We start from the raw sequence: 26,163 nt of genomic DNA on the forward strand, positions 1-26,163 counted from the left end.
CCCTTACTTTCTATTAGCTTTAATCATAAATTTTTTACGTTTTGATTCACTTATTTCATCAATTAACACATCAAATTTTTGACAAATCAAAAAGATTGAAATCCAATTATGAAACACGTAATATAGACTCTGACTCTAAAAAAGTTCGTATAAAAATACTACATAAATAAGGAGGTTTTATATACGCGTTTTTCATTTTAAAAGACGGAGAGGTTTTATGTTATGTGGCGTAATAAAAACGTTTGGATTGTTTTAATTGGGGAGTTTATTGCAGGTCTAGGATTATGGCTTGGTATTCTTGGCAACCTTGAATTTATGCAAAAATATGTCCCTTCTGATTTCATGAAATCAGTTATATTATTTATCGGACTATTAGCCGGTGTTCTAGTTGGACCTATGGCTGGCCGTGTCATCGATCAGTATGAAAAGAAAAAAGTTCTTCTTTACGCTGGGTTTGGTCGAGTTTTAAGTGTTATTTTCATGTTTTTTGCTATTCAATTTGAAAGTATCGCATTTATGATTGCATTTATGGTTGCTCTTCAAATTTCAGCAGCATTTTATTTCCCTGCATTACAATCTGTAATTCCACTCATCGTACGTGAGCATGAGTTATTACAAATGAATGGTGTACATATGAATGTTGGTACAATCGCTCGTATTGCAGGTACTTCACTAGGTGGAATTCTTTTAGTTGTGATGAGTTTACAGTACATGTATGCCTTCTCAATGGCAGCATACGCCTTATTATTCCTCTCGACTTTCTTCCTACAATTCGAAGACAAGAAATCAACAACACCAAGTAAACAAGCTGCAAAAGATAATAGCTTTATGGAAGTATTTCGTATTTTAAAAGGAATTCCTATTGCTTTTACAGCACTTATATTAAGTATCATCCCTCTATTATTTATAGCTGGGTTTAATTTAATGGTTATTAACATTAGCGAAATGCAACATGATCCTACGATTAAAGGGTTCATATATACAATTGAAGGTGTCGCATTTATGTTAGGTGCCTTCGTAATTAAACGTCTATCTGATCATTTCAAACCTGAAAAATTACTATATTTCTTCGCAGTTTGTACTGCTTTTGCACATCTGTCATTGTTCTTTAGCGATATAAAATGGATGGCTCTTACATCATTTGGTTTATTTGGGTTTAGTGTTGGCTGCTTCTTCCCTATTATGTCGACGATTTTCCAAACGAAAGTGGAAAAAAGTTATCACGGTCGCCTCTTCTCATTCCGTAATATGTTTGAGAGGGTTATGTTCCAAATCGTCTTACTTGGAACAGGCTTCTTCTTAGATACAATTGGGTTACAATATATGGTTCTCATCTTCGGAGTCGTTTCATTATTGATTATTTCTATTTCCCTTTCTAAGCAGAAACATTATGAAAAACAGCATTCACAATCTGCGAATTTATAAAATAAACAAAGAAGTATGGATCTAATATTGAATCCATACTTCTTTGTTTTATAATACGCCTATTTATTACGTTTATTGAAATTACCTAAAGGAGTATCCCCCTTTTATTTCGAATAGATTATAAAAAGTACTCTTTATAAAAGGAGTGGTAAAATGTCTGATGGCATCCAAGTATTTATTGTCCTGCTCTTTGCAATTGCTCTGTTTAGCATCCTAAACTTTTTAGCCATTTCCTTATCTGGACATAGTTTTAAAAAAAGAATCGTGGCAGGTTTCATATTTTTAATACTGACTCCCATTATCTTTTTGACTATCGCAACATTTGCTTCTATATTCGATGCAGGTACGTTAGCCTTTATGATCGCAAGCGTATATATATTAAATGGAATAGTAATTCTGCTTTCCTCTTTATTTATCCTCAAAAAAGACATAACATAGGCTATAGTACTAGCATGAATCTGACTTTACACTAGATTCATGCTTATTTAATTTCTCCTAAATTTTTATATGAAATTAAATAATTCTTTAAAAAAATTTAAACTTTATTTATTATAATATCCCTATCGTATTCGCACGTTTATTCAAATTTAAAAGAAAGGAGCACAAAATGAAAAAGGTTCTACTTACAATTCCTATACTAATCATCCTACTTAGTGGATGCAGCAATAACGATATATACGGTTCTTGGGAAGTCGTTGACAATAAAAAAGGTGAATGCCCTGTATATTATAAATTTGAAACAGTTGTCAAAAAAGAAAATAAAGAGGAAATTGTGCAAAATTTAGTAGAAATGCAAACAACAAAGAATAAAGACGATTTATATAAAGGCTCATTTGTCAAAAATTCTAATGTATATCACATTGATTATGGTAATTCATTTACATCGGACCAAACTTTAAAAGTTGCCGACGGTACATTAAATGTATACTTTTTGACAGCCGAAAAATTATGCACATATAAAAAGAAATGATTACATTTCAGAGGAGACGCAGAAAATATTTTCTGCGTTATTTCACTTTAGAAATCGTCCGCAAAAATAGCCCTTGTTTTCGTATTCTTTTTCATTCAAAACATGAGAAATATACTTAATAAAAACTAGAAAATACCTTAAGTTATATAAAATGAATTATATAATACACATTTCAATTAATATATCTACGTTATTTACATCGTTACTTTTCAAAATAGGCTAATCCTCCCTCTAAATTTATCAATCGTTTTAATTTTCATAAAAAAATGATAAAATGTAAACATGTGTTTTCAGAATAATTAAAAACGCAGAATGAAAGCACTGTTTTTAGGAGGGGTTTTGATGACTTACACGTTAGCAACTAGAATGAAAGCATTCCAATCTTCTATATTTAGTGAATTAGGAGCCTATAAAAAAGAAAAAATTGCAGCAGGTCATAACATGATTGATTTGAGCATCGGAAATCCTGATATGCCGCCCGCTGATTTTGTAAGAGAAACAATGGTACATACAGCGAGTGAAAAAGAGAGCTACGGGTATACATTATCCGGTATTCAAGAATTTCACGAAGCTGTAACTGAATATTACAACAACACTCATAACGTTTTATTAAATGCGGATAAAGAAGTTTTATTATTAATGGGTTCACAAGACGGGCTCGTTCATTTACCTATGGTTTATGCAAATCCAGGTGATATTATATTAGTTCCTGATCCAGGATATACAGCTTATGAAACAGGTATTCAAATGGCTGGTGCAACATCTTACTACATGCCTTTAACGAAAGAGAATGATTTCTTACCAGACTTAGAAGTCATCCCTGAAGAAATTGCCGATCAAGCGAAGATGATGATTTTAAACTTCCCAGGGAATCCCGTTCCAGCAATAGCTCATGAAGATTTCTTTAAAGAAGTAATCGCATTCGCGAAAAAGCATAATATTATCGTTGTCCATGATTTTGCTTATGCTGAATTTTATTTCGATGGTAATAAGCCAATTAGCTTCCTCTCTGTACCTGGTGCTAAAGAAGTTAGTGTAGAAATCAATTCTTTGTCAAAAAGTTATAGTTTAGCAGGTAGCCGTATTGGATATATGATTGGAAACGAAGAAATTATTCGTGCACTTACTCAATTTAAATCTAATACCGATTACGGTGTATTTTTACCAATTCAAAAAGCGGCATCTGCAGCACTAAGAAATGGCGCTGCATTTTGTGAGAAAAACCGCGATATTTATCAAGAACGGAGAGATACTTTAGTCGATGGATTCCGAACATTTGGCTGGAATGTCGATAAGCCAGCTGGTAGTATGTTTGTCTGGGCTGAAATTCCACAAGGATGGACTTCTCTAGACTTCGCTTATGCATTAATGGATCGTGCGAATGTCGTTGTTACACCTGGTCATGCATTTGGACCTCATGGAGAAGGCTTCGTACGTATTGCACTCGTTCAAGATAAAGAAGTTTTGCAACAAGTTGTTGAAAATATTAGAAATAGCGGCATTTTCGTCCTTGAAAAAGTAGATGAATTAGTTAAAAATTAGTTCCCACTCCCCTGCTTAACTTTAGCAGGGGTATTATTAATTGGAGGTACTTTCATATGCATATTAAAGACACGCTTCCCCATCGTTATCCATTTTTAATGATTGATAAAGTAACAAATGTAAAACAAGGTGAATCCGTTACAGGATATAAACTCATTACAAATAACGAATGGTTTATAAATGATAGTCAAAAACATATGCCTCATATGTTAATTGTAGAATCACTTGCCCAGCTTAGTGCATTTGTACATACAAGTGATTCTGAAGGACTAGGATTCCTCTCCTCTTTAGATGGAGTTGAATTCCACGGAAAAGCATATCCCGGTGATAAACTTGATTTACATTATGAGCTAACGCGCAATCGCCGAGGTTTTATTCTTGGTAAAGGTATTGCAACTGTAAACGACCAGCCTATTGTAACTATAGAAAAACTATTAATATATCAAGCAGATTAAAGTGTTCCTTATATCAGTTGGAAATATCTATTCTCAACCAATTAAGTAAATAGGAAAACATATTACGTAGTTAGGAGCAGGAAAATGGAACGTACTATCGGTATCGATGCTGGAGGCACATTAACGAAAATAGCTTATTTTAACGAAAAAAAGCTATTAACTTTTGAAAAATTTTATTCGCATGAACAACATAAAATAATAGATTGGATTAAAAACAACAATGGCATAAAACAAATATGTATTACGGGTGGTAAATCGAAACTATTACAGCATCTGCTTACAGCTTCATATAAAATAATAGAGCTAAACGAATTTGAATCTACTCTTGCAGGTGTCCAATACATATTAAAAGAAGAAAAACACACTATAAACAATTTTATTTTAACCAATATCGGTACAGGTACTTCTATCCATTATGTTTATAATGAACAATATATTCGCGCTGGTGGAACCGGAGTTGGCGGTGGGACTATTATGGGACTTTCAAAATTGTTAACAAATATAGATCATTTTGAAGATGTAATCCCTCTAACAAAAGTAGGATCTAGAAAAGAACTAGATATTACGGTTGGAGATATTTATAGTGGTATTCTCTCACCTATTGATAATAGCTTAACTGCTAGCAATTTTGGTAAAGCCGCTATTTCAGAATCGAAATATAATAGCTCAGACATACTTGCTACTATACAAGGACTTGTCGGTGAAGTCGTTACTGCATTAAGCCTTCAATTCGCTGAAACAAAAAACATTGAACATATTATTTATATTGGTTCGACTTTATGTAATAACGTACAACTTCAACATATTATGAGTAGCTACACCGAATATCAAAATAAAACACCAATCTTTTTACAAGATGGTGGTAATAGCGGTGCAATTGGTGCATTACTTCATGCTACGAAATAAAAAGCTGACTTTTGTCAGCTTTTAAAAAATGGCACTTCAAATTCAATAATTGATTCCCCATTCTCTCCAATTCGCTCCACGCTTATTCTATCAATCACACAATTTAACTTCCCATGAAAACTAGGAATCTCCTTCACTACTTCAGCAGCTAATTCGGCACTTTCTTTTCTTCCGACTGTTACATGTGGGATGTACGGAATGTCTTCTTTCAAAAATTGTAATAAAGGTCCTGTATACAGGCTATCATGTAGTTCTTCTATTTGTTTTCTTCCTCTATCAACTTCTAAAAACAAATAGTTTCCTACGCTAGTGATACGATTTGCAAACTCAATTTCAATTTTGCCTCCCCCTTTTGATACATTAAAAATATGAGATTTTAATTCATCATTTGAAATATTACTCTTAAACGGGAATACGATTGTTATATGCGGTGGAATTAATCCAAATAAAGGATCATGTTTATGTCTAATGTTCTCTATTTTATCGATGGACATGTTGTTTAGAAAAAGTAAAATTGTACGCATTTTTATCCCCTCAACTTTTCCTCATTATAATATGTATCATATTCTATGACAGCCTGCCCTTCAACAACTTGTTTTGCTTACCTATAAAAATAAAAAAACTTCTCAAATGAGAAGTTTTCATATAGCATGATTATTATTTTCCCGCCAAACTTTTCTAAACTTATACTTTGAACTGTTCCACCACCGGGTAAATGATTAACAATTGCAACCACATCTGAGTTATTACCAACATATGTTCCAGCATATTTCTTAAAGTCACTAGGTTTCACATCACATATTTCTTTTATTCTTTCTCCGCTAGAACAAGCAGTAATAAATAAAAAAATTGTTAGCATAACAACTACATTACGATGCATATATTTCATTTAGCATCCCCCATTTTTATCGATATTTCGTTAATTACAATACATCTTCTCAAAACCCTTTAAAACATACGCATTTTAATCAAAATTAAAAATTTTCAATTTTTCCGTTTACAATTATCCATTAATTGTATATAATTACTAACGTAAGAAAAATATTCTAAAAGGAGGTCGAAGGAAATGATGAAATTACAATTACATGCATTAACTTTAGCGTTAACTGCACCTGTGGTTTCTGGACAATTAAATATGAATTCGACCACCCTAATGGAGAATTGAAAATCGTACTTTATTTCATTTAATTCATAAATTCGCCACAGGAGGTCGTATACTTTCCTGTGGCTTTTTCACGCCCAGCCATAGGAGAACTGTATCTTCCTGTGGTTTTTTTGCGCGATTTTTTAGTCTCTTACATTATTTTTCTAAGAAAGGAGCAACATTCAATGACTATTAGCGTATTGTTTTTAAGTATTACGATTCAAAGAAATACAATTTCCAAAGATGAAATTCTTCATAATGAGCAAATTGAAAAAGCTATGAATGATGTTAAGGAGCGCCAAGCACTTTACTGTGATCACCTGTAATTCCTTTTCGAAAGGAGGAATTCATTTATGACTTTTCATATTTTCTTTTTTACGACTGTACTTCAAAAAAATACTTTATCTGAAACTGAAATTAATCGTAAACAACAGTTAAAACAACTGACTGATAAAATAACTGACATTAAAAGTTCATACTACACTCAAATGTATTAAAAATATATTTTAAAGGGGTAATATATTCATGAAATTTAAAGCATTCTTTTTAACAATCACCATTCAAAAACGTAAACTTTCACAGAAAGAGATTTTACGTGAGCAACACATCCAAAATATTATGGACGAAGTAAAAGAACGCCAATCTTCTTATTACACTCGTCTTTTCTAAAACACTTATAAAGGGGCAATTATTTTATGAAATTTAAAGTATTCTTTTTAACCATTACCATTCAAAAAAATAAATTTTCCGAGTCTGAAATGCTTCATGAGCGACAAATTAATCAGGCTATGGATTCTGTAAAAGAAAGACAAAGTCATTACTGTAGTCACCTGTAATTTCTTATTACACTCGTTTTTTCTAAATCACTTATAAAGGGGCAATTATTTTATGAAATTTAAAGTATTCTTTTTAACCATTACCATTCAAAAAAATAAATTTTCTGAGTCTGAAATGCTTCATGAACGACAAATTAATCAGGCTATGGATTCTGTAAAAGAAAGACAAAGTCATTACTGTAGTCATCTGTAATTCCAATTCGAAAGGAGGAATTCACATATGAAGTTTCACCTATTCTTTTTAACGATTACGATTCAAAAAGAAACAATATCTCAAAATGAATTAAAACAAGAAAGACAATATAAACAAGTTATTGATGAAATTCGAGATCGTAGAAGCAAGTACTACACTCACCTTTAATCGTTTAACTATATAGAATTGAAAGGAGTCGATTATGATGATGATAGCACGCTGTAAGGAAATGATTTGGATAGTTCAGAGGGATTCCACATAGTTTTATAGAGCTTATATCCCACAAGTTCATCACTGAATTTGATGTATAAAAAATATATAATAAAATCAAATCAACCCGCTTTTAATTATTTTTTATAAACAAAAGATACACCACTTAAAAAGAGGTGTATCTTTCTCAGGTTTTACTATTTCCGATTACTTCTCTTCGTCTTAAACAATCTCACTAAGTTCGAAACAACTGTTTTTGTTACTGCATAAACTGGTACTGCTAAAATCATTCCGATGATTCCAGCAAAGTTACCTACCCCTAAAATTAGGATAATAATTGTTAATGGGTGGATGTTTAATTTCGAGCTCATAATACGTGGTGAAATAATATTACTTTCAAACTGTTGTACAATTGTTACGATAATAATTACGTATAAGGCTTGCATCGGAGATACGAACAGTCCTACAATAACAGCTGGTGCTGCTCCGATAAATGGACCTAAGTTAGGAATGATGTTTGTAAATGCTGCGATAATCCCTAAAACGAAAGCGTACGGTAAATCGATAATTAAATAACCGATAAAAGTAAACGCACCTACAAATATACAAACGAGCGCTTGCCCTTGAATATATGCAGATAATGTTTCGTTCGTTTCCTTAATGATACGAAGCCCCTCTTCACGGTAAGACTCTGGTAATAAACTTACCGCTTTCCCTGGAAAGGCATGTCCATCTTTAAACATGTAAAATAAAATGAACGGTACAGTAAATACAACTAATGCAACGTTCGTGATAATACCAAATAAAGCCGTTGCACTCGACGTAATTGTATTTGGTATATCTTTTAAGTATTCAATCGCATTTTTTTCAATTGTTTCAATGGAAACGTAGTTTTGTGTAGATAACCATTCAAACAACCTATGATGTGATAATTCTTGTATGTATACTTTTCCCTCTTTTATGTAGCCTGGCATATTTTTAACCAAGTCCATTAGCTGTTGTGAAATCGTAGGAACAACTACTCCAACGCCAACCGCAGTTAATGTTATGATAAAAAGATATAACAGCAATATCGCTAAATTTCTAGGTACTTTTTTATTCTCCAAAAAGATTAATACAGGATTAAATATGAAGTATAAAAAAAGCGCGATTAAGATTGGGAAAAATAATGTTGATATGAAGATACCAATCGGTTGAAATAAAAATGATATTTTTGTGCAAATAAATATGATTCCTACAACCATTAGCACTTCTAATGTCCAAAAGTGCACTTTTGATTTCAAAAAAATGGCCTCCTTTAAACTAGCACTTCTCTTCATTGTACCAAAATAAGTATGAATTTCACATAATATTTTCCTTTACAATATTCCAAAATACCAATAAATACACTACAATGAGATTACATACAAATTTGCAGGTAAAGGTGATAAAAATGACACAATGCATCATTTGCAGAAAAGATACGAAAGAACTTAGTGAACAATATGTCATTCCAGAAATATTATGTGGATATTATTTCACAAACTCAATTTGTGATACTTGTCATGAACAAATGACAACAAATATTGATCGTCCTTTAATTAGGCATAAATTGAGTCAATTTAAGATTGAACAAATGAAAAGACAAATTGATTCCCCACTCTATACGAATGAGCACGGTGAAGAACTTGCGGCTGCTGAGACTGATGTTGTCGAAGTAAGCGACGAAATTCTTTATTCTAATGCATTAATTATGAAACTATGTAAAAAGCACGATATTTCCTTACATAATGAAATTTGGAAAGAGGAACGTGTAACGAAAGTAGCGAGTTCTATTCAACGTGAATTGCTATTGGATAACCGTAAATATAAAATGAGTATATTAAAAATGGCTTATACATTCGCTGTACAAACAGTTGATGGCTACTTTGAAAATCAAGATGCGATTGATATCTCTACCATTCTCTCAAATGCAGATTTCGTGGAACTAAAAGAAAAAAGCATTGTACGTGATTTAAGCAAAAGTTCTTTATGGAATACGCTAAATACAAGTAGTGAAAATCATTACTTTATTTTACTTAGCGATAAAGACGGTCTGTTTTGCTTCATTCGTTTGTTTGACATCTTTGATGTTGTCGTTCATTTATCAGAAAAAAGATTTGACCTTCCATCACCCATTGTCGGTGTAAATAATGTGAATACACAGAAATTTTATGTCCAAAGTTTAAAACAGTATATGGATGGTCTGTTTAAAGAAAAAGCACCTACTATATAATAGGAACCAGAACGTATGGTCTCCTTTCTTGATGAAAAGACACTGTGTTATAATGAGTATGAAAAGAACAATACAATCACATAAACCAATTATAAATTGTATATAAATAAAAAAGACTAGTGTGCGGCTACACACTAGTCCACGTAACTTAGCAGATTGGATTGTTCATTTATCCTATTTGTTTCTTACAAACAAAACAACCCACATTCTATAGGCATAGGTGGGTTGTTATTTTTTGAGCTTGTCTATTAAAACGACGACGAACGTTAACAATGCAACGAGAAACAGTCCACCTTGCAATAGCAACGCTATTTCACTCACGAATTATCACCCCCCTCCTACTTGGAGAAGTGATAATTGAACAACCAACCGCACCTTAAGTTACCCTTTAATTTTACCATATTTTCTAATAATTTACGATGAAAACCCGCAAGCGAATAACTTGCGGTTTTTTTATACCGTATTAACAGGCAGTAAACAAAATGAAGCAATAAATAGGTGAAACTTTATTTCTCACTATTTTTTTAATGCATATGCATCAGCAATCATTTCACCAACAATTTTATTTTCTTCTTTCTTCTCGTCTTTCAATAATGGGAATAACAATTCTGCCACTTCATACGCTTCTTCTAAATGCGGATATCCTGATAAAACAAACGTATCAATTCCTAACAATTCATATTCTTTTATCCTTTCTGCTACTGTATGCGGATCGCCTACAAGTGCAGTACCTGCCCCACCTCTTACAAGTCCGATTCCAGCCCATAAATTAGGGCTTATCTCTAACGACTCTCTCGTACCTTTATTTAAATGGGTCATCCGTTTTTGACCAACCGAATCATATCTTGCAAATGTCTTTTGAGCAAGCCCAATTGTTTCATTATCCACATATTGAATTAAACGTTCTGCCTCTTCCCATGCTTCTTCTTCTGTTTCTCTTACAATTACGTGTAATCTAATGCCAAATCGCACTGTACGCCCCTTCTCTTCTGCAAGTTTTCTTACTTCTTCTATTTTCTCTTTCACTTGCTCTGGCGGCTCTCCCCACGTTAAATATACATCACTATGTTCAGCTGCTACTTCTTTTCCAGCAGCTGACGATCCTCCAAAATATATAGGAGGATATGGTGTTTGAACTGGTGGGAAGACAACTTTACTATCTGTAACTTTAATATGTTTTCCTTCTAAAGAGATCGTTTCACCTTGCAATGTCGATTTCCAAACTTTTAAAAATTCATCCGCTGCTTCATATCTTTCATCATGATCAAGATATAATCCATCTCCTTGTAGTTCAACTGGATCTCCTCCAGCTACTACATTAATAAGCAGCCTCCCATGTGAAATTCTATCAAATGTAGATGCCATCCTCGCTGCAACTGTAGGGGACATTAGTCCTGGTCTCACTGCTACTAAAAATTTTAGTTTTTCTGTTTCAGCAGCAAGAGCTGAAGCTAACACCCAAGGGTCTTCACATCCTTGACCAGTTGGAAGTAAAACACCCGTATATCCTAAATAATCAGCTGCCGCAGCAACTTGCTTATAATAACCATATTCAGCTGCTCTTCCTCGTTTTGTCGTTCCTAAATATCGACCATCTCCATAAGCCGGAATAAACCATAATAATTCCATACCTTTACACACCCCTTATTTATTTTGAATCGTATACTAACACATTCTATATAAATTACCCCTAATAATTTATATGTTAATTCCCTGTCTCACCTTTAAAGTTATCTCGCCATCTTAAAAACTTCACTTCTAGTAAACGTACTAGAGAGTCAGAAAACTTCCCAACAAATGCAAATATAATTATGCCGACAAATACAATATCTGTATTTGAAAATTGCCTTGCATCCATAATCATATAGCCAATACCTTCTGTAGACCCCATAAGTTCTGCTACTACTAAACTCACCCATGCAACACCTAACGATAACCTTGCTCCTAGTAAAAGGTTAGGCAATGCAGCTGGTAAAATTAGTTTCGTGATTAATTTTCTTTTACTAAACTCTAACACTCTCGCAACATCAAATAACTTTGAATCCACACCTCTAATACCTAAAAATGCGTTTACGTATAAAGGAAAAAATGCACCATCTGCAATTAATAACACTTTCGATGTTTCACCAAAACCGAACCATAATACGAAAAGCGGTGCAACAGCTAAATGAGGTACAGTTCTTAACATTTGCACAGATGGATCTAAATATTGCTCACTTCTCGTTGAAAATCCAACAATCGTTCCTAAAATGATTCCTAAGCCCCCACCAATAAAGAAACCAGCCGCAGCCCTAAATACACTAATACTTAAATGGCCGAATAACTCTCCTGTTTTAATAAGCTCTTGGAAAGCTAGAAAAATATCTAATGGTGTTGGTAAAACTGTTTTAGAAACAAGACCGAATACACCAGCTAACTGCCAAATTATTAATATAATAACCGGTATAGTAATCGCCCTTACTAAAACTTTTACATTTAACTTTCGCATCTTCTTGACGTTGTTTTTCTCAATCGTTATACTCGCTGGTTTAATAACAGCTTTCGTATTTCCCACTTTACAAAACCTCTTTTCACTTCGCTTTCAATGCTTTTTCTACGAAAGAATTATCTACAACTTTTTCCGTCTTAATTTCTTTCTTTATAGAACCGAGCTTATATTGAAAATCCGCTGTCTTTTGTTGTTCTGCTATTATTTCCTTCGTTACTGGAACTAAAATTGGTTTGTCGTGATTAAACACTTCTTTTACGATCTTCGCATCTATCTTTTTTACAGAAGTATATACTTTTATTGCTTCATCTAAGTTAGCATCTTGCCATACACGTGCTTTCTCATAAACTTTGAGGAATTTCTCAACTAATTCTGGATGTTCTTTCGCAAATTTTGTTCTCGTAATTAAAAATTCTGGTGAAGAGACATTTAATGTTTCACCGTCTGCAATCACCTTCGCACCTTTATTTAACGTATGTAATGATATGAAAGGGTCCCAAATCGCCCATGCATCTACTGATCCTGATTCGAATGCAGGCTGCGCTTCATCTGGTTGTAATTGAATGACATTTACATCTTTTGAATCAATCCCTTCTTTATCAAGTGCTCGATACAATAAATTAAAAGCACTACTTCCTTTTGCTACTGCAATTTTTTTACCTTTTAACTCTTTTACACTCGCAATTTTGCTATCTTTTTGAACGAGAATTCCAGTTCCTTTTCTCGCATAACTTGTATTGGCGATTTCGGTAAATCCAATACCTGCTGCTTGCGCTGAAATGACTGGAGAATTCCCTACTTCACCAAAGTCTAATCGGTTTGATGCGATTGCTTCAAAATAAGGAGGTCCACTTTGGAACTCTGTCCATTTCACTTTAACTCCTTCTTTTTTAAACTCCTCTTCAAACCACCCCTTTTTCTTTGCTAGTAATAGCGGGCTTAATCCTTGCTGTATACCAATTTGTATTGTTACATCTTCTTTCTTACTACTTGCTGTACTTTTTTCACATCCTAATAAACATACTGATATAGCTAAAACAAAAGAAAGAATTTTTAATTTTTTATACATATAAAATCCCCCTTTTCCTATATACTTGTTTGAATCAACCCTCCATATTCAAACTGCTGTAATACTTTCGTTCGAAGTTGTTGGAACGATTGAGAAGTTTTATTCCGCGGATAAGGCAAATTATTTTCAATCACTTTATGTATTTTCCCTAGTTTTGCACTCATAATGATGATTCGGTTTGAAAGATATATCGCTTCGTCTATATCATGTGTAACGAATATCATTGTTGTTTTCTTATGCTCCCAAATATTTAGCAATACTTCTTGTAAATGACTTCGAGTAAAAGCATCCAGCGCTCCAAAAGGTTCATCAAGTAATAATACATTTGGATCTCTTAATAACGCTCTCGCTATCGCAACACGTTGTGACATCCCGCCTGAAATTTCTTTCGGATACGATTTTTCAAAGCCATCTAACCGAACGATTTCAACCCATTCTCTCACCTTATCTTTCACATACTTATCTTTTAACGACAAATCTGCCGCTATATTTTCTTCAACTGTTAACCATGGAAAAAGCCTATGTTCTTGAAAAATAAAACCTTGTTTCTTGCTCGTTTTTAAGATAGGCTCCCCGTCAATAACAACTTCACCTTCAAAATCATTATCTAGACCTGCAACAATTTTTAGTAATGTACTTTTTCCGCACCCACTCGGACCAATTACTGTAACAAAATCCCCTTTCTCTAATTGAAAATTAATATTCTCTAGCACTTGAACCGTACCAGTTTGTTTCAAAAAATATTTTGATACCCCATCAATTGAAACAGTCATTTCTTCCCCTCCTTAAAATGATTCATATAAATGAACAGATTCAGTATTTGTGCAATAAAAAAACCAAAGGCATTTTATCAACAGATAAAATGCCTTTGGTTTCTCCAATCGGCAATACGTTATGGAATTAAGTACATATTATACAAATATTTCCGATAAGTCAACTAGGTTTTGTCAAAACATACATATGATTCGTTTGAACATTTTTACTGTTGTTTATTTGAACAATATCATTTACTTACTATTTTTTCTGATCTTTAATCTACTGTAACCAATAAGAAAACTCACACGCTAAATGCAGTTGATGGGATTTAATAACTAAGCGACGAAATTTCTACAAAAAAAGAGTAATTTCAAGAAATATGCTACTAACCTTAGATTTATTAAAAAAGTTAGATCGTATAACTTGAGACTACTCATTCCCATTCAAAATATTTATGTAATTAAATTTTATTTCCTCTGCACCCTGGCTGTCTCCAAAACTATTGGTGGCAGCTCTTTTTGAATGATTTCTTTTAATCCATAAAGAGCTTTCCTCACATAACCACCTTCGAAATTCCCTAATGGTTCTGGTAATTCATCTTCATCCAATATGAAGTATTCTCCATTTGGAAGTACCATAATATCGATGATTAAATCTTCAAAGGAAACCACTGCATCTTTTATTTGTGTGTTTTTTACGATATTAAAATAGGAACCTAAATACTTTCCTTTTATATCTCTCCATACGTATAAATTGTACGGACGATCTTTCCAGTAATATGCGATTGTATAACTTCCTTTTGGGATTGTTAACTTAGTATCATTTGCAGTCATTGTAAATGAATACTGCACCTCGTGAAATAAAACGATACTTTGTGATTGCTTTTCAAGTAATAAGCAATTGTGATCTACTATTGTTGAGTTATACTGGATTTTTCTTTCTATAATTTCAATTTTCGATGTAAGTAACTTATTCATTATTTTGTTTCCCCTTATGCTAGTTCTATCCTCAATTATATCCATTTATATAGCGATAAAGAAGTGTATAGTTTTTTATATAATGATTTATACAAGTACATAATAAAAACTCCTTCTTATTTAGAAAGAGTTTTTATTATGTAACTAACAGCACTATTACTCATGTTTTAACTTTTCCTTAACCGCATCATAAAATTTTCGTTCTTCATCAACATTCAAGTAAACACGACTTACTGTTTTAGAAAATCCGTATAACAACTGCGCTTTCACTGGCTCTTTTAATGTTATTTCAAAAGTAGCAGGTTCTTTTATGAACTCCATAACAGTTGCATCCAATACCTGTTTCCTTTCTTTTGCCGTTAGCAATTCCCCCTTGTAGAACGCAATACTATCAATTTGTGTAAATGGCATAACAATTTTCTTTCCTAATCCGATTTGAATGATTACTTGTTCTTCTGTTACGACAAGGGGATTTTTGCGCATCGCTTGTATTTCAGCTATAAAATAAATCATCGCGTATACATTTAAAATAAGTAAAATCCATGCTATTACTGGATTCCACTGATGTAGTAAATAATGAAAACCAATGCTTTCAATTATTGTTGCATGAATAATCATGATATACACACCTATAGCACCAGTCTTTTTATGATATGAGTATACAGATTTACCTGTTGGTACTTTTTCACGCCACGATAAAAACGCATAATAGATTAACTTACACTCTGTTAGAATGACATCTACTAACTTACTTCTTTTCATAGTAGCGTCAAACGCTGCATCAATTGCATAAGAAAAGGAATAATTTTCTCTTCTATATTCTTTATATTTTTTTATTATTTTAGGAAGCACTCTAACAATTTTATAGAGAAGGAATAATTCTAGACCTACAAATGCAATTTCAGCCGCAACAATAATATAAGAGATGAATGAAAAAGCTTGTAAATAGTCACTTGGAATAATAAATCTTGCAAAAATATAACCAGCTATTACAACAGGAACTATATACGTTAACGAGTATCTTTTTCGAATAATGAAGAAATACGTGATGATTGGAATGACAAACATGTAATCTAATAATGACCCAAGCACAACTTCTTTCGGCGCAACTGGTACAATTGGAAGGGCATACAATAAATAGTTTGATAGCATAATTAAAGAGACGAGTCCAATCCAAACACCTTTTCGCCTTCGTGATAGTGTAACCTCCATACGTTCACTCCTTTATTTAAAAACCTCATTTAAATGGTCTTTATAAAATGAAATGGCACGTTCAAATTCTTTTACTTCCTCTACTTTCACGACAGTTTCAAGTAATAATTTCATCGCTGATTCGTGATCGTTTACGTTATATTTTGCTAATGATAAAAATACTTTCATCGGAGCGTTCTCTGGGAATTTTTTCACCCCAGCTTCTAATACTGTAATTGCCTTTTCATATTCCCCTATACAACGATATGTACTTCCTAAACCAATATAAGCACCGCAAAGCGATTCGCCATCAAGTCCATTTGCGATTGCCTGCTCATAATACGGAACTGCTTCTGTTTCTAGCCCCATTACATCATGTATCCACGCACACTGATACAGTACTTCTGCATCCTTTGTAAAGTTTGTTAATCCTATAAGCATCTCTTTAGACTGCGCATATTTCTTTTCGTTTCTAAGTTTAATAGCTTGCTTTAATAAATGTTCCATAGAATCCACTCCTCACCAATTATTCTGTGTATAGCTCTTGATTGGTATACGCTTCACATTCGTGTAAAAGTAAAATTCCCACCAATTAAAGTTTCGCTTACTTATTACTATGCGGATTCATTCTCATCTAAAAACTTAATTTTAAAAAGCAGTGACACGATTACATAATAACTCTAAGCTTTTGACAATTTCTTTCGCTGTTTCATCTTTCCCATTACACAACTTCCCTTTACCATCCTGTCCAATTACATAATGCACAGCTCCGCGCGAATATAAAGAATGTGGTGAATTCGCAATCATTACATTCGCCCTTGCTTCTTTCATTCTATTTTTTGCTCTTTCAAACAGTTCTTCTTCATTTAAATCACTTTCAAGTTTAAAACCAACAAGTACTGTTTCTGGGTCCCATTCTTTTATTTGTTTTAATACTTTTGGAGCCTTTTGAAAGTGAATAATCGGTGCTATATCACTTGAAATTTTTCCGTTCATATTAAGAACATTACCATCTTGATCACAAATTTTCTCCACAATCCAATCTGATCCAGCCGCTGCCATAATGACTGCATCAATCTTTTCATGTGATATGATACTTTTCATTTTATCTTGTAAATCAACGATTCCTTCAAATGGATGTAATTCTAACCCTCTATGTACATCACTCGGTTTCTCCGCAAAATAACCGTGTAAATATATAACATGTGCCCCTTTAGCTAGAAGTTCTTCTGCGATTATCCTTCCGATTGTACCTTTGGCCATATTCGTATGCCCGCGTACTTGATCCCATTTTTCTAGACAACCACCGCTCGTAATTAATACCTTTTTCCCCTTCATTGTAACCATCCCTTACTAATTTTTCTTACGAAACCATTCTGTTCCAAAGTCAACTATATCACGTTGTTTCATTAGACGACACGTTGCATTCCCTATCTTCCCATTTTTTACAGTTCCTTTTCGCTCAAACTCCACACCAATTTCTACAAACTTCTCAGATTCGTAATCCATTTCAAAAAACTCTTTCCATACTCTTTCACCATTTTCTATAATAGGTGCTCCTACTTGTATTAACTCACATGCACCAGAACGCACCTCGGATAAATGAACAGACGTATTAGAATCATATCCAACACCAATTAATAATACGTACCCGTCTAAATCATATATTTTTCTTAATGGAGATTCTTCTCCAAAGCTCATTGATAACGAATGGTTCATTGTTATTTCTACTGCATGTTTCCCCCATGCAGCAAAACTTCCTAACGGATGATTACTACGTACTACATTCGGATATGTACGAAAACATTCAACTATTTCACCCATTCCCCTTGTTGGGGTTATACGTGAATCAAATGCTGGGACGTTATCTCGGATAATTTGCCACCAGTCTTCCGGTACAGGTGGTCTTGACCAATGTTTCGGATCGGACAAATCCGAAGATTGCGTTGGCATTATTATCGTTCCTTCTTCCGTAACAACTTTCATTAATGCTTCTACTACAGCAACCGCACCACCAGATATCCACCCGATAGAACTTAGTGATGAATGAACGATAATTGTCATTCCTTTTTCGACTCCTAATGCTTTTAAATCTTTTGTTATTGTTTCGATTGTATTTGGAAATTGTGTACTTGCTACTATTTCATTCATTTTCATATTGGTTCCCCCACTAGCTACGTAAATTTAAACTTTTATATAAATATATTATCATATTTTTCTTAATTTTTAACTTAATCATTTTTCACATCTATAAAAAATAGTAATATTATTACACAAAAAATATTTGAATTATGATATTCAGATTTAAAACACAAAAAGAAAGTGAAGATTTTACATCCCCACCATAAAAAGCTGTTTTATACATAGACGAAAGAGCTCATCACAAATGATGAGCTCTTTGTTTACTTTATCCTTCAATTGTAACCCCAGTAAACATTGATAAGTTTCCCGTTATTTTCTCACCTACACGTAAAAATAAGCCTGCTGCTCTTCCACTTATACAGTGAGAGCCAATTAATAGTTTACCAGTATATGGACCATCCCATGTGTCAATGGTACAGTCAGGCATTTCTATGTATTGCTGGTATATCTTCCTTTGTTCAAAGTAATACTCTGTTTTATCTTCAGCTAATAATTCATCATTTTCGTATATAGATACTCCGCCACCTTCACGACCAAATACAGGTTTTGAAACGTATGATTCATGTCTTTCTAGAAATCGCTTATTTGAAAAATATGTTGGTAGAAAGTATTTATAAATAATGTCTTGCTCTTCTTCTGTAAAGAAAACACTTTCTTCATAAAGCTTCCAAATTAGTGCGAGTACACTTTTGTTTTGCATAACAAACGCGGCTGGCGGATTAATAATTTTCACTCTTTCTTGCGCAATATGATCTAAAAATTGTAAACCAATCCTTTTTCCATTCTTATCAACGTCCGTTACTAAATACTCTATTGGATACAGTCTATATAAATATTTTATTTTTTCTCCACTTGGCGTATATATACCATCTTCCGCAACGACAATGTCTTGTATTCCTACATAGTCCGTTGACTGATTTAAGCAATACGTTCTTAAAAACTGAACCGTTTGACTATCTTCATCGTGCCAATCATAACTAGTAAAATATATCGTCTCTTCAGGGCCTATATGATAGTCATGTTTAATTTGTTCCCATGCCTGCACAATATGCTCTTCTATATGGTTTGGGTGATTTACATCATGATAACGGCATAACACTTCATTTGCGACAGACGGTTCTAAATAGCCTGTTGGCGTATCACAATTTACTTCTATTAATTTTATATCGTCACCATTTACGATAAAATCAAACCTTGTAAAATATGAAAATAAACCATTATGTTTCATTCTCGCCATTTCCCACGCTTCAGCTGGGAATCCAAGTTTTTGAAAATCTTTTGTCGTATTTACAATATATTGATACGTTCTATATAACACATACATGATTTCTTCTGTCGCTTTTGAGATAGCAGTATAAGTTTTTGCTGGCATGCGATACATCCCTGTTGCCATATATTGATTCCATTCTTCATTCTCTAACAGACTAGGCCAAGTGAAACCATTCCTACTAGCCTCTTCTGCAAGTGAAAACCATACTTTCATATACTCTTCTTGCTCTCGTTCTGTATACATTACTCCATTACCCTTTCGTTTTAGGATCCTACTGGCGCTTTTGCGTTTCCAATTCCACTTGAACCAGAGTTTACTTTCGGTGTTTGCGTAGTAGATGATTTTGGCGTATTTGTATCTGGTGTTACTTTATTGGATGGATTTGGCTGCTGTTTATTTAAATCTACTTTATTGGAAATATTATTATTACCGTTAGAACCACCAGAATAACCACCGCTACTACCGCCACCTGTTCTACGCTCATCTTTTTCACGATATGGAATAACATTATTTGCATACGGTTTCTTCATTAAATTTGGTTTTGCTGTATAATTCATATTTGAAGTTCTACTCGCTAATAAATATCCTGCTACAAATGGAAGTATCGGTAAATGAGAGTTTTCATGATAAGATGAAAATGACGGATTATTTTCCTTGCATAACGCATCTATCTCTACATTTTCATTGGTTGGGGCTTTATCATCACAATTTAATGTTTCTTGTTCATTTCTTTGTTTTGCACCATCTGTTTTAACAGCTGTACTTTCTTGCTGAGCAGTTTCTTCTTCATAATCACCACAACCTGTTAATAAAAAAGATGACACCCCTATTGAAGTAGCTATTTTTATAAACTTACTTTTCTCCATTCTCACGTGTTATACACCTATCTTCTTTTATCTATATTTTTCCAGATACCTATATTATATAATGAAATTATTATTTTTTTCAAACTATATTCAATATGTACAATTATATATTTTCATGCTATTTTTCCATGTAACAATGAAATCTTTCTATCCCTGGATATTTTTCTCCTAAACTTTTAACTTGAAAACCAATTCTTTTATAAAATTCTACCGCCCCATCGTCTGTCTCCGCTTCTATATAAGTCAATTGGTATACTCTTACAATCTCTTTAATCATTTGTAGTGCAATTCCTTTTTGACGATAATCTGGAGCCACTGCTATATGACATATTCGTGCTTTAGTTTCTCCGATTATTTCAATACCTAGACAAGCTTTTTCTTCATATTTGTACAAAGTCCCTTTATTACTTTGATAAAATATTACTGCCTTCTTTAAGCTTATATCATTTGGACCGACGGCATATTGTAGCACATTTAATATTGAATCTTTTTCAATTTGTTCAACGCGATGTATATTCATACTTTCATCCCTTTCTATGAAAAAAACTAGCTCTTAATAAAAAGAGCTAATCTCATTACGCCGTTATTTTTTCTTCTTTTTTTACAACGACAGCCACATAACTATGAAGTATCATTCCAATAATAACGAGACTCATACCAATCCAAGATAATGATGACGGAATTGGTGCAGATAACCAGATCAGCTCTCCTACTAGCGCAAATAAAACTTCACCAGACTGCGTCGCTTCCACTGTTGCTAATTTTTGCAGATCATCTTTCACAAGATCTGTTGCAAAGAAAAATAATACTGTCGCGATTAACCCAGAGCTAACTGCTACAATAAAACATTGAAGAACTTGGCTACTTGACGGTAATCCGCCAGTTGATACTTGGTAACCAGATAATAAAAACCAAAATGGTAAGCTTGATAAAGTCATACCGAGTACTCGCTGAAATACATCTAATTCCCCTTTACAAACTTGCATCATTTTTCTATTTCCAAGAGGATACGCAAATGCTGCAATAAGTACAGGAACTACACATAAAACGGTTTCACGAATACCTAATGAAGAAGCATGTTCTACTTGCATAAGAACAACACCGAATAAAATAATGCCCGACATAACTAATTCCTTCATCGGAAGTTTTTTATGTAGTGGATCCACCGCAAAAAATGGTGTTAACAAAATCCCTGCAACGATTGTAATTTGCCATGTTGATGCAACAAGCCAACCTGGTCCGAACGCTCCAGCAAAACTAAGTGGTGCATAAAAGAGACCAAATCCAACGATACTCCACACTAACCATTCTTTCGGATTGTTTTTCATATATTGAAAGAGTTGCTTTAAGTTCCCTCTATACATAACAATAAGTAATAGCATTGGAACCATAAAATAATACCGTAATGATGCACTCCAAATCCAGCTTCCACCTTCTAAGTCCATTGCCCTGTTTAAAACAAAAGTAAAGGCAAAGAAAAAGGATGCCAATATCCCTATAACAATTGCTTTCATTGTAAAACCCCTTGTATTTAATTTTTTATCTCTATGACATATATTTTAGTATACGCGATGAAAAATCTACATTCAAACTTACATTTCACTTTGGGATGATGAAGGAATTGTAGTAGATTTACATGGGAATAAAGTGCATTGGTATGAAATCGAGGCCATTACATATCAAAATTTTCAAGGGTCAAAATCTACTTTAATCTCGCCCCACTATACTCACCATGAAAATATACGCATCCGCTATAAAAGATGGCTACCAACTATTGCACATTCAATTTACTGGTTTTCTATTGAGAAACCAAAAGATTATCATAAAAATTTAATGATAGCTTGGGAAGAAAAGCGAACGAATAAAAACAAACGCCTCCTTTAATTATTATTTAGGGGCGTTCGTTCATTCAAAAATTAAAGAATCTGTAGTTTATATTCTCTGTATAATTTCTTCAATCGACTTATATGGGCTTGATGATACCGATTATGATCTGCTATATGCCATATTCCCCATCTTATTGTCGCAGTTTCCCCTTTTTCATACAAAACTTCCCGCGTTAAATCAGTTTCTGTTAGTTTCATACATTCTTCATAAAACAATTTTTGCACTGCTTCATAATCTTGCATTAACTCTTGCAATGTGTTTTTTCTTAAACATGGTAATTCTCCTACTTCATTTAACATAGGACCATATTTATTTTCAAATGCTGGCGGAACATCTTCTCCCTTGAAACGATACACCCAATGTAAATCAACAACTGCTAAATGCTGAAGTAACTGCCCAATACTATTTTCATTATTTTCAGACCCTTTATAGGATAGTTCGTTCTCTTCAGTACCTTCGACTAACCTTTGCAATCTATTAAACGTATCAGCAACCGTCGCATACAAAATCGCTACTTGAGGGTCCATATTTCTTTCTAAATAGAGATCTTTCATACAAAACTTCCTCTCTTAAAAGAACAACACCATATGTTCATCATCACTATACACACCATTCATTTTTATAGCCCTTTTTTCAATTCCGTATGTTTTAAATCCCATTGATTCATATAATCGTTTGGCTGGTTCGTTCGTTGACACAACCCCTAAATTCAATTGCTCTAGCTTCATCTCTTTTGCCCTTTCAATTGCTTTACGTATTAAATCACGTGCAAGACCACTTCTTCGATTTTCAGTATCTACATACATTGCAACGATATGTCCTTTATGCTTATATGCGTCTTTTTCTTCTGTTAATAAAGTAACAACCCCAACTAAACGATTTTCATTATTAAAAGCACCAAATGTAAAACTACTATTGGATGAAAGATTACTAGCAACTCGTTCAAGAGGATTTTCTTGACGTACTGCTTCTTCATAAGTCGTTATAAATGCTTCTGGATTTACTTGTAATGCTTGTAAACGTAACTCCCAATATTGTTTTGCATCCGCTTTTGTAAGTAATCGAATCATTTTATCTTCCCCTTTTTAATTTACATAATATTTTTATAGGCTACTTTTTTGATTCATACTCTTCTTTTAATATACTGTAACGATTGCGATGAATGAACTTCCCCTGTCTCAATCGATCATTTCTCATTAACCCTTCGCATACAAATCCGGCACTTTCATAACTCTTTTTAGCTTTTGTATTATCTTCATCTACACGTAACCAAATTTTCTCCAATTCAAACTGAGAAAAACCTATTTGTAACATGCTGTTTAGAGCTGCCATTCCAAATCCTTTACCCCAATAGTCTTTATTTCCAATCGCAATTCCTAGTTCAGCATTTTTATTTGTTTTATCAAAATTTTTAAGGTCTACCCATCCAATATGTATACCTGCCTCAGTAACGATTGCCCTTTGTTCATAACCATTTTTTCGGCTTATACAAGCTTCAATCCAGTTTCTCGTATCTCCACGAGTGAATGGAGGATATCGATCTGGTACGACTAAATGCTTTATTACATCTCTATCTAATGACCATTGATAGCGATCTTCTACATCATCTAGTGTCAATTCTCTTAATTGAACATATGGTACATTCATTTTTCTCGCCCCTTTTTATTTACCAATAGAAAATCCTTCGAACACTCTTCCACCATACTGTTCTAACGTCTTTTCTATAAAATGAATTAATTCATTTTTCTCTCCCGTTTTATAAAAATGATCAAAAGCGGCTACAAATTTGTTTGCATATTGCTCATCATATCTTCTTAGCACTCTAATAAACCATTTTGAACTCCCAAGCCACTTACCATTTACTCTTAATACATATTCATGTACTAAATCCGCTAATAAATTAGCGATAAACAATTCTTCTTCTCTTTTTGTTGCACCAATAAAGTCATCTAAAGTATCTGTAATAAAATATCGCTTCTGCTTAATCGTTTCTTCGGACCATTTAGCTGGTCCTTTATGTAGTAAATCATTCGCTTCTTTTTTTAATTTCTCAATAATTTCCTTTTCCCCTTTTAATGCAATCCCTTCTGAAACTAATTGTGGTAACGACGGTCTCCCTCGATCACAATCCATTTTGAAAAAGGTTTTATATGTTTCAAAATTATGAACAAACACCTCAACAGGCCATCCATTACTATAGAAAGATTCTCTATAGCAAGAAGTTAAACTTTGATCGATTATTACAATATCAAGGTCAGATGTTTTCGTCGCTTCTCCTCGTGCAACGCTTCCGCCGAGTAAAGCTACATCACAATTCGGAAATTGTGATATAATTATGTTTTGTGCTGCTTCAATTGGTTTCATAACTGTTCCTCTTTTCTTATTTCACTTTCTTTTTTCAGCTCTTTCTCTCGCTTTTTTTATATAGCTTTCTGCATCTGGTGTTTTACATGACGTTGCACCGTGATCAACCTCTACTTTTCCAATTTCACGTGCAATTTCAATCGCTTGTCGCTCTAAGTCTTCATTGCGAATTCCTATTGCGATTAAAGCACTATTCATCGCTTCTTTTTTTCTATTTTTTTCATTATGTATATTTTCTTTAATCTCTTCTAAGTACGGAGAGAAGAAATCATCATGTAACGTTTTATTTTTAATCGCTATATTTGCTAATAAAGACCAGCCAGCTCTTCCAATCCATTCATCATTAGACTTTGTCCACTCTTCCATTCTTTCTATTGCAATTGGCGAAGTACATATAGATTTCATAAGAACATCCATTAAACAGTAATAATCAACATTCTGAATCCAACTATTAAGCTGTTCTGTCGCTATTTTTTTCGGATCTAAAATATAAGTTGCTAATGTCATTGCGTCCATATTGTTCGTTTCCCACAATCCAACTGCTAAATCGTGATCTTTTTTTATCTTCTTTTTTAACAATTTTAAATTCGCAAAACTAACTCCAAATAACGGCTCTTTCGCTCCGTGGTTTTTATACGTTTTTCGATTTTGTTCTGTTCCATATTCCTCTAGTTGCCGCATTACTTCCTCAAGTAACATATACCCACCTCTTTATCTTTTATGTTGACTGTATATATGTATGTACGATATATTCTACATTACTTTTTGGTTTTCCTATATTTATTTTGAAAGTACGGTATGTGAAATTTCTTAACATCGCACAGCTACACCATCAAAAAACTGTATGTTTAACATGTACAGTTTTTTGATGGTAACAATTTTCCGTAGAATAAAATATTTTGTTTTTCGTCCGCTTCTTGTAAATATTTATTAATCATTCCAAGTGCTGCCCTACCCTTAATTGATCCTGTAGGGTTATGCCATTCACATTTAGCATAGATAGAAAGGTTCTTCGTTTCTTCGCATTCTAATTTAATGAGAGGTGTATTCCCGACATTTTTAGAAAACTCATACAAATGTTTTAATGTCATACTTCTATACCTCCTGCATAAATGATATTGATTACATTTATTCTTAACCAAAATACTTTCTACATTTTAATAACTCTCTTAACTAAATCTTCTTATATAAAAATCCCTACAAACGCTGTAGGGATTT

The 26,163-nt window shown here is 33.3% G+C and carries 34 protein-coding genes and 2 pseudogenes; 13 read left to right on the forward strand and 23 right to left on the reverse strand.

Features of this window, described 5'->3' with window-relative positions; translation table 11 throughout:
* The first annotated feature begins 222 nt into the window (after positions 1-222).
* The 6 genes from NST86_RS14545 (at position 223) to coaW (ending at position 5,298) form a co-directional block, all read left to right on the forward strand.
* On the forward strand, positions 223-1,425 hold the full coding sequence (locus tag NST86_RS14545; protein ID WP_000269261.1) for an MFS transporter: 1,203 nt from the start codon (positions 223-225) through the stop codon (positions 1,423-1,425).
* Positions 1,426-1,578: 153 nt separating this feature from the next.
* Positions 1,579-1,863: a hypothetical protein gene (locus NST86_RS14550; RefSeq protein WP_016118090.1), complete on the forward strand. Its 285-nt coding sequence runs from the start codon at positions 1,579-1,581 to the stop codon at positions 1,861-1,863.
* A 169-nt stretch (positions 1,864-2,032) separates the two neighbouring features.
* Positions 2,033-2,395, forward strand: a complete 363-nt coding sequence (locus tag NST86_RS14555; protein ID WP_000757017.1) for a hypothetical protein — start codon at positions 2,033-2,035, stop codon at positions 2,393-2,395.
* 342 nt (positions 2,396-2,737) lie between these two features.
* Positions 2,738-3,937, forward strand: coding sequence for an LL-diaminopimelate aminotransferase (locus tag NST86_RS14560; protein ID WP_016118091.1), 1,200 nt, complete (start codon positions 2,738-2,740; stop codon positions 3,935-3,937).
* A 56-nt stretch (positions 3,938-3,993) separates the two neighbouring features.
* A complete protein-coding gene (locus NST86_RS14565) occupies positions 3,994-4,392 on the forward strand; it encodes a 3-hydroxyacyl-ACP dehydratase FabZ family protein (protein ID WP_000547659.1) in 399 nt (132 codons plus the stop codon).
* 84 nt (positions 4,393-4,476) lie between these two features.
* Positions 4,477-5,298, forward strand: coding sequence for a type II pantothenate kinase (coaW, locus tag NST86_RS14570; RefSeq protein WP_000442489.1), 822 nt, complete (start codon positions 4,477-4,479; stop codon positions 5,296-5,298).
* 14 nt (positions 5,299-5,312) lie between these two features.
* On the opposite strand, the gene NST86_RS14575 is transcribed toward coaW, so the two are convergent.
* Complete coding sequence (locus NST86_RS14575) at positions 5,313-5,822, reverse strand: 2'-5' RNA ligase family protein (RefSeq protein WP_001259207.1); 510 nt, start codon at positions 5,820-5,822, stop codon at positions 5,313-5,315.
* Positions 5,823-5,956: 134 nt separating this feature from the next.
* Positions 5,957-6,187 (reverse strand): annotated as a pseudogene (locus NST86_RS14580) (DUF4825 domain-containing protein); the annotation flags it as partial.
* A 440-nt stretch (positions 6,188-6,627) separates the two neighbouring features.
* Between NST86_RS14580 and NST86_RS14585 the strand changes: the two are divergent.
* From NST86_RS14585 to NST86_RS14610, 6 genes are read left to right on the forward strand one after another with little or no spacing between them, the layout of a single operon-like run.
* Positions 6,628-6,768, forward strand: a complete 141-nt coding sequence (locus NST86_RS14585) for a YrzI family small protein (protein WP_000156193.1) — start codon at positions 6,628-6,630, stop codon at positions 6,766-6,768.
* A gap of 27 nt (positions 6,769-6,795) precedes the next feature.
* Positions 6,796-6,939, forward strand: a complete 144-nt coding sequence (locus NST86_RS14590) for a YrzI family small protein (protein WP_000142729.1) — start codon at positions 6,796-6,798, stop codon at positions 6,937-6,939.
* Between the two features lie 28 nt (positions 6,940-6,967).
* The gene (locus NST86_RS14595) at positions 6,968-7,111 is read left to right on the forward strand and encodes a YrzI family small protein (RefSeq protein WP_000668963.1); all 144 of its coding nucleotides are present in this window, start codon (positions 6,968-6,970) and stop codon (positions 7,109-7,111) included.
* A 26-nt stretch (positions 7,112-7,137) separates the two neighbouring features.
* On the forward strand, positions 7,138-7,278 hold the full coding sequence (locus NST86_RS14600) for a YrzI family small protein (RefSeq protein WP_000669805.1): 141 nt from the start codon (positions 7,138-7,140) through the stop codon (positions 7,276-7,278).
* Positions 7,279-7,330: 52 nt separating this feature from the next.
* Positions 7,331-7,471: a YrzI family small protein gene (locus tag NST86_RS14605; RefSeq protein ID WP_000669805.1), complete on the forward strand. Its 141-nt coding sequence runs from the start codon at positions 7,331-7,333 to the stop codon at positions 7,469-7,471.
* 27 nt (positions 7,472-7,498) lie between these two features.
* Complete coding sequence (locus tag NST86_RS14610) at positions 7,499-7,639, forward strand: YrzI family small protein (protein ID WP_000668497.1); 141 nt, start codon at positions 7,499-7,501, stop codon at positions 7,637-7,639.
* A 239-nt stretch (positions 7,640-7,878) separates the two neighbouring features.
* Here NST86_RS14610 and NST86_RS14615 read toward each other — a convergent pair whose 3' ends face one another.
* Positions 7,879-8,964, reverse strand: a complete 1,086-nt coding sequence (locus NST86_RS14615) for an AI-2E family transporter (protein ID WP_000837892.1) — start codon at positions 8,962-8,964, stop codon at positions 7,879-7,881.
* 149 nt (positions 8,965-9,113) lie between these two features.
* Here NST86_RS14615 and NST86_RS14620 point away from each other — a divergent pair, with 149 nt between their 5' ends.
* Positions 9,114-9,935 (forward strand): HNH endonuclease, encoded by an 822-nt coding sequence (locus NST86_RS14620; RefSeq protein ID WP_000189713.1) that lies wholly within the window; start codon positions 9,114-9,116, stop codon positions 9,933-9,935.
* A gap of 228 nt (positions 9,936-10,163) precedes the next feature.
* Here NST86_RS14620 and NST86_RS14625 read toward each other — a convergent pair whose 3' ends face one another.
* The 20 genes and pseudogenes from NST86_RS14625 to NST86_RS14720 form a co-directional block, all read right to left on the reverse strand.
* Positions 10,164-10,256, reverse strand: coding sequence for a putative holin-like toxin (locus NST86_RS14625; protein WP_001289320.1), 93 nt, complete (start codon positions 10,254-10,256; stop codon positions 10,164-10,166).
* Positions 10,257-10,451: 195 nt separating this feature from the next.
* A complete protein-coding gene (gene ssuD, locus NST86_RS14630) occupies positions 10,452-11,564 on the reverse strand; it encodes an FMNH2-dependent alkanesulfonate monooxygenase (protein WP_000422261.1) in 1,113 nt (370 codons plus the stop codon).
* A 76-nt stretch (positions 11,565-11,640) separates the two neighbouring features.
* Positions 11,641-12,489, reverse strand: coding sequence for an ABC transporter permease (locus NST86_RS14635; RefSeq protein WP_000528518.1), 849 nt, complete (start codon positions 12,487-12,489; stop codon positions 11,641-11,643).
* Between the two features lie 16 nt (positions 12,490-12,505).
* Positions 12,506-13,492, reverse strand: a complete 987-nt coding sequence (locus NST86_RS14640) for an aliphatic sulfonate ABC transporter substrate-binding protein (RefSeq protein ID WP_000277092.1) — start codon at positions 13,490-13,492, stop codon at positions 12,506-12,508.
* 17 nt (positions 13,493-13,509) lie between these two features.
* Positions 13,510-14,265: an ABC transporter ATP-binding protein gene (locus tag NST86_RS14645; protein WP_340934027.1), complete on the reverse strand. Its 756-nt coding sequence runs from the start codon at positions 14,263-14,265 to the stop codon at positions 13,510-13,512.
* Between the two features lie 450 nt (positions 14,266-14,715).
* Positions 14,716-15,225: a DUF402 domain-containing protein gene (locus tag NST86_RS14650; RefSeq protein WP_016118094.1), complete on the reverse strand. Its 510-nt coding sequence runs from the start codon at positions 15,223-15,225 to the stop codon at positions 14,716-14,718.
* Between the two features lie 156 nt (positions 15,226-15,381).
* Positions 15,382-16,437, reverse strand: a complete 1,056-nt coding sequence (locus NST86_RS14655) for a hypothetical protein (RefSeq protein ID WP_109140801.1) — start codon at positions 16,435-16,437, stop codon at positions 15,382-15,384.
* 12 nt (positions 16,438-16,449) lie between these two features.
* Positions 16,450-16,923 carry a tetratricopeptide repeat protein gene (locus NST86_RS14660; RefSeq protein ID WP_000400636.1) on the reverse strand — a complete coding sequence of 158 codons (474 nt, stop codon included), beginning with the start codon at positions 16,921-16,923 and terminating at the stop codon, positions 16,450-16,452.
* Positions 16,924-17,064: 141 nt separating this feature from the next.
* Positions 17,065-17,754 carry a phosphopantothenoylcysteine decarboxylase domain-containing protein gene (locus tag NST86_RS14665; RefSeq protein WP_000676724.1) on the reverse strand — a complete coding sequence of 230 codons (690 nt, stop codon included), beginning with the start codon at positions 17,752-17,754 and terminating at the stop codon, positions 17,065-17,067.
* Positions 17,755-17,769: 15 nt separating this feature from the next.
* Positions 17,770-18,573 (reverse strand): aminoglycoside N(3)-acetyltransferase, encoded by an 804-nt coding sequence (locus tag NST86_RS14670; RefSeq protein WP_000783344.1) that lies wholly within the window; start codon positions 18,571-18,573, stop codon positions 17,770-17,772.
* 250 nt (positions 18,574-18,823) lie between these two features.
* Positions 18,824-20,071: a glutathionylspermidine synthase family protein gene (locus tag NST86_RS14675; RefSeq protein ID WP_016118096.1), complete on the reverse strand. Its 1,248-nt coding sequence runs from the start codon at positions 20,069-20,071 to the stop codon at positions 18,824-18,826.
* 20 nt (positions 20,072-20,091) lie between these two features.
* Positions 20,092-20,700, reverse strand: coding sequence for a hypothetical protein (locus tag NST86_RS14680; RefSeq protein WP_001242221.1), 609 nt, complete (start codon positions 20,698-20,700; stop codon positions 20,092-20,094).
* Positions 20,701-20,812: 112 nt separating this feature from the next.
* Positions 20,813-21,214 carry a GNAT family N-acetyltransferase gene (locus NST86_RS14685; protein ID WP_001020844.1) on the reverse strand — a complete coding sequence of 134 codons (402 nt, stop codon included), beginning with the start codon at positions 21,212-21,214 and terminating at the stop codon, positions 20,813-20,815.
* A 55-nt stretch (positions 21,215-21,269) separates the two neighbouring features.
* Positions 21,270-22,208, reverse strand: coding sequence for a DMT family transporter (locus NST86_RS14690; RefSeq protein ID WP_000644597.1), 939 nt, complete (start codon positions 22,206-22,208; stop codon positions 21,270-21,272).
* 402 nt (positions 22,209-22,610) lie between these two features.
* Positions 22,611-23,135 (reverse strand): DinB family protein, encoded by a 525-nt coding sequence (locus NST86_RS14695; RefSeq protein ID WP_086423168.1) that lies wholly within the window; start codon positions 23,133-23,135, stop codon positions 22,611-22,613.
* Between the two features lie 15 nt (positions 23,136-23,150).
* Positions 23,151-23,651: a GNAT family N-acetyltransferase gene (locus NST86_RS14700; RefSeq protein ID WP_000620317.1), complete on the reverse strand. Its 501-nt coding sequence runs from the start codon at positions 23,649-23,651 to the stop codon at positions 23,151-23,153.
* A 40-nt stretch (positions 23,652-23,691) separates the two neighbouring features.
* The gene (locus tag NST86_RS14705; RefSeq protein ID WP_086423167.1) at positions 23,692-24,228 is read right to left on the reverse strand and encodes a GNAT family N-acetyltransferase; all 537 of its coding nucleotides are present in this window, start codon (positions 24,226-24,228) and stop codon (positions 23,692-23,694) included.
* A gap of 15 nt (positions 24,229-24,243) precedes the next feature.
* Positions 24,244-24,945 carry a nucleotidyltransferase domain-containing protein gene (locus NST86_RS14710; protein ID WP_000802421.1) on the reverse strand — a complete coding sequence of 234 codons (702 nt, stop codon included), beginning with the start codon at positions 24,943-24,945 and terminating at the stop codon, positions 24,244-24,246.
* A gap of 21 nt (positions 24,946-24,966) precedes the next feature.
* Complete coding sequence (locus NST86_RS14715) at positions 24,967-25,644, reverse strand: DNA alkylation repair protein (RefSeq protein ID WP_016118099.1); 678 nt, start codon at positions 25,642-25,644, stop codon at positions 24,967-24,969.
* A 152-nt stretch (positions 25,645-25,796) separates the two neighbouring features.
* Positions 25,797-26,036 (reverse strand): annotated as a pseudogene (locus NST86_RS14720) (pyridoxal-phosphate dependent enzyme); the annotation flags it as partial.
* Positions 26,037-26,163 lie beyond the last annotated feature (127 nt).

The sequence above is a fragment of the Bacillus sp. FSL L8-0199 genome (assembly GCF_038005705.1).
In the GTDB taxonomy this organism is placed as follows: Bacteria; Bacillota; Bacilli; order Bacillales; family Bacillaceae_G; genus Bacillus_A; species Bacillus_A cereus.

Coding starts and splice junctions, on each gene's coding strand:
- NST86_RS14655 (WP_109140801.1), bottom strand. CDS start 16,437: ATGGAGGTTACACTATCACGAAGGCGAAAAGGTGTTTGGATTGGACTC.
- NST86_RS14705 (WP_086423167.1), bottom strand. CDS start 24,228: ATGAATGTACCATATGTTCAATTAAGAGAATTGACACTAGATGATGTA.
- NST86_RS14565 (WP_000547659.1), top strand. CDS start 3,994: ATGCATATTAAAGACACGCTTCCCCATCGTTATCCATTTTTAATGATT.
- NST86_RS14545 (WP_000269261.1), top strand. CDS start 223: ATGTGGCGTAATAAAAACGTTTGGATTGTTTTAATTGGGGAGTTTATT.
- NST86_RS14650 (WP_016118094.1), bottom strand. CDS start 15,225: ATGAATAAGTTACTTACATCGAAAATTGAAATTATAGAAAGAAAAATC.
- NST86_RS14560 (WP_016118091.1), top strand. CDS start 2,738: ATGACTTACACGTTAGCAACTAGAATGAAAGCATTCCAATCTTCTATA.
- NST86_RS14620 (WP_000189713.1), top strand. CDS start 9,114: ATGACACAATGCATCATTTGCAGAAAAGATACGAAAGAACTTAGTGAA.
- NST86_RS14665 (WP_000676724.1), bottom strand. CDS start 17,754: ATGAAGGGGAAAAAGGTATTAATTACGAGCGGTGGTTGTCTAGAAAAA.
- ssuD (WP_000422261.1), bottom strand. CDS start 11,564: ATGGAATTATTATGGTTTATTCCGGCTTATGGAGATGGTCGATATTTA.
- NST86_RS14550 (WP_016118090.1), top strand. CDS start 1,579: ATGTCTGATGGCATCCAAGTATTTATTGTCCTGCTCTTTGCAATTGCT.
- NST86_RS14675 (WP_016118096.1), bottom strand. CDS start 20,071: ATGTATACAGAACGAGAGCAAGAAGAGTATATGAAAGTATGGTTTTCA.
- NST86_RS14670 (WP_000783344.1), bottom strand. CDS start 18,573: ATGAAAATGAATGAAATAGTAGCAAGTACACAATTTCCAAATACAATC.
- NST86_RS14610 (WP_000668497.1), top strand. CDS start 7,499: ATGAAGTTTCACCTATTCTTTTTAACGATTACGATTCAAAAAGAAACA.
- NST86_RS14640 (WP_000277092.1), bottom strand. CDS start 13,492: ATGTATAAAAAATTAAAAATTCTTTCTTTTGTTTTAGCTATATCAGTA.
- NST86_RS14645 (WP_340934027.1), bottom strand. CDS start 14,265: ATGACTGTTTCAATTGATGGGGTATCAAAATATTTTTTGAAACAAACT.
- NST86_RS14600 (WP_000669805.1), top strand. CDS start 7,138: ATGAAATTTAAAGTATTCTTTTTAACCATTACCATTCAAAAAAATAAA.
- NST86_RS14710 (WP_000802421.1), bottom strand. CDS start 24,945: ATGAAACCAATTGAAGCAGCACAAAACATAATTATATCACAATTTCCG.
- NST86_RS14685 (WP_001020844.1), bottom strand. CDS start 21,214: ATGAATATACATCGCGTTGAACAAATTGAAAAAGATTCAATATTAAAT.
- NST86_RS14695 (WP_086423168.1), bottom strand. CDS start 23,135: ATGAAAGATCTCTATTTAGAAAGAAATATGGACCCTCAAGTAGCGATT.
- coaW (WP_000442489.1), top strand. CDS start 4,477: ATGGAACGTACTATCGGTATCGATGCTGGAGGCACATTAACGAAAATA.
- NST86_RS14555 (WP_000757017.1), top strand. CDS start 2,033: ATGAAAAAGGTTCTACTTACAATTCCTATACTAATCATCCTACTTAGT.
- NST86_RS14590 (WP_000142729.1), top strand. CDS start 6,796: ATGACTTTTCATATTTTCTTTTTTACGACTGTACTTCAAAAAAATACT.
- NST86_RS14595 (WP_000668963.1), top strand. CDS start 6,968: ATGAAATTTAAAGCATTCTTTTTAACAATCACCATTCAAAAACGTAAA.
- NST86_RS14700 (WP_000620317.1), bottom strand. CDS start 23,651: ATGATTCGATTACTTACAAAAGCGGATGCAAAACAATATTGGGAGTTA.
- NST86_RS14605 (WP_000669805.1), top strand. CDS start 7,331: ATGAAATTTAAAGTATTCTTTTTAACCATTACCATTCAAAAAAATAAA.
- NST86_RS14690 (WP_000644597.1), bottom strand. CDS start 22,208: ATGAAAGCAATTGTTATAGGGATATTGGCATCCTTTTTCTTTGCCTTT.
- NST86_RS14715 (WP_016118099.1), bottom strand. CDS start 25,644: ATGTTACTTGAGGAAGTAATGCGGCAACTAGAGGAATATGGAACAGAA.
- NST86_RS14585 (WP_000156193.1), top strand. CDS start 6,628: ATGACTATTAGCGTATTGTTTTTAAGTATTACGATTCAAAGAAATACA.
- NST86_RS14660 (WP_000400636.1), bottom strand. CDS start 16,923: ATGGAACATTTATTAAAGCAAGCTATTAAACTTAGAAACGAAAAGAAA.
- NST86_RS14575 (WP_001259207.1), bottom strand. CDS start 5,822: ATGCGTACAATTTTACTTTTTCTAAACAACATGTCCATCGATAAAATA.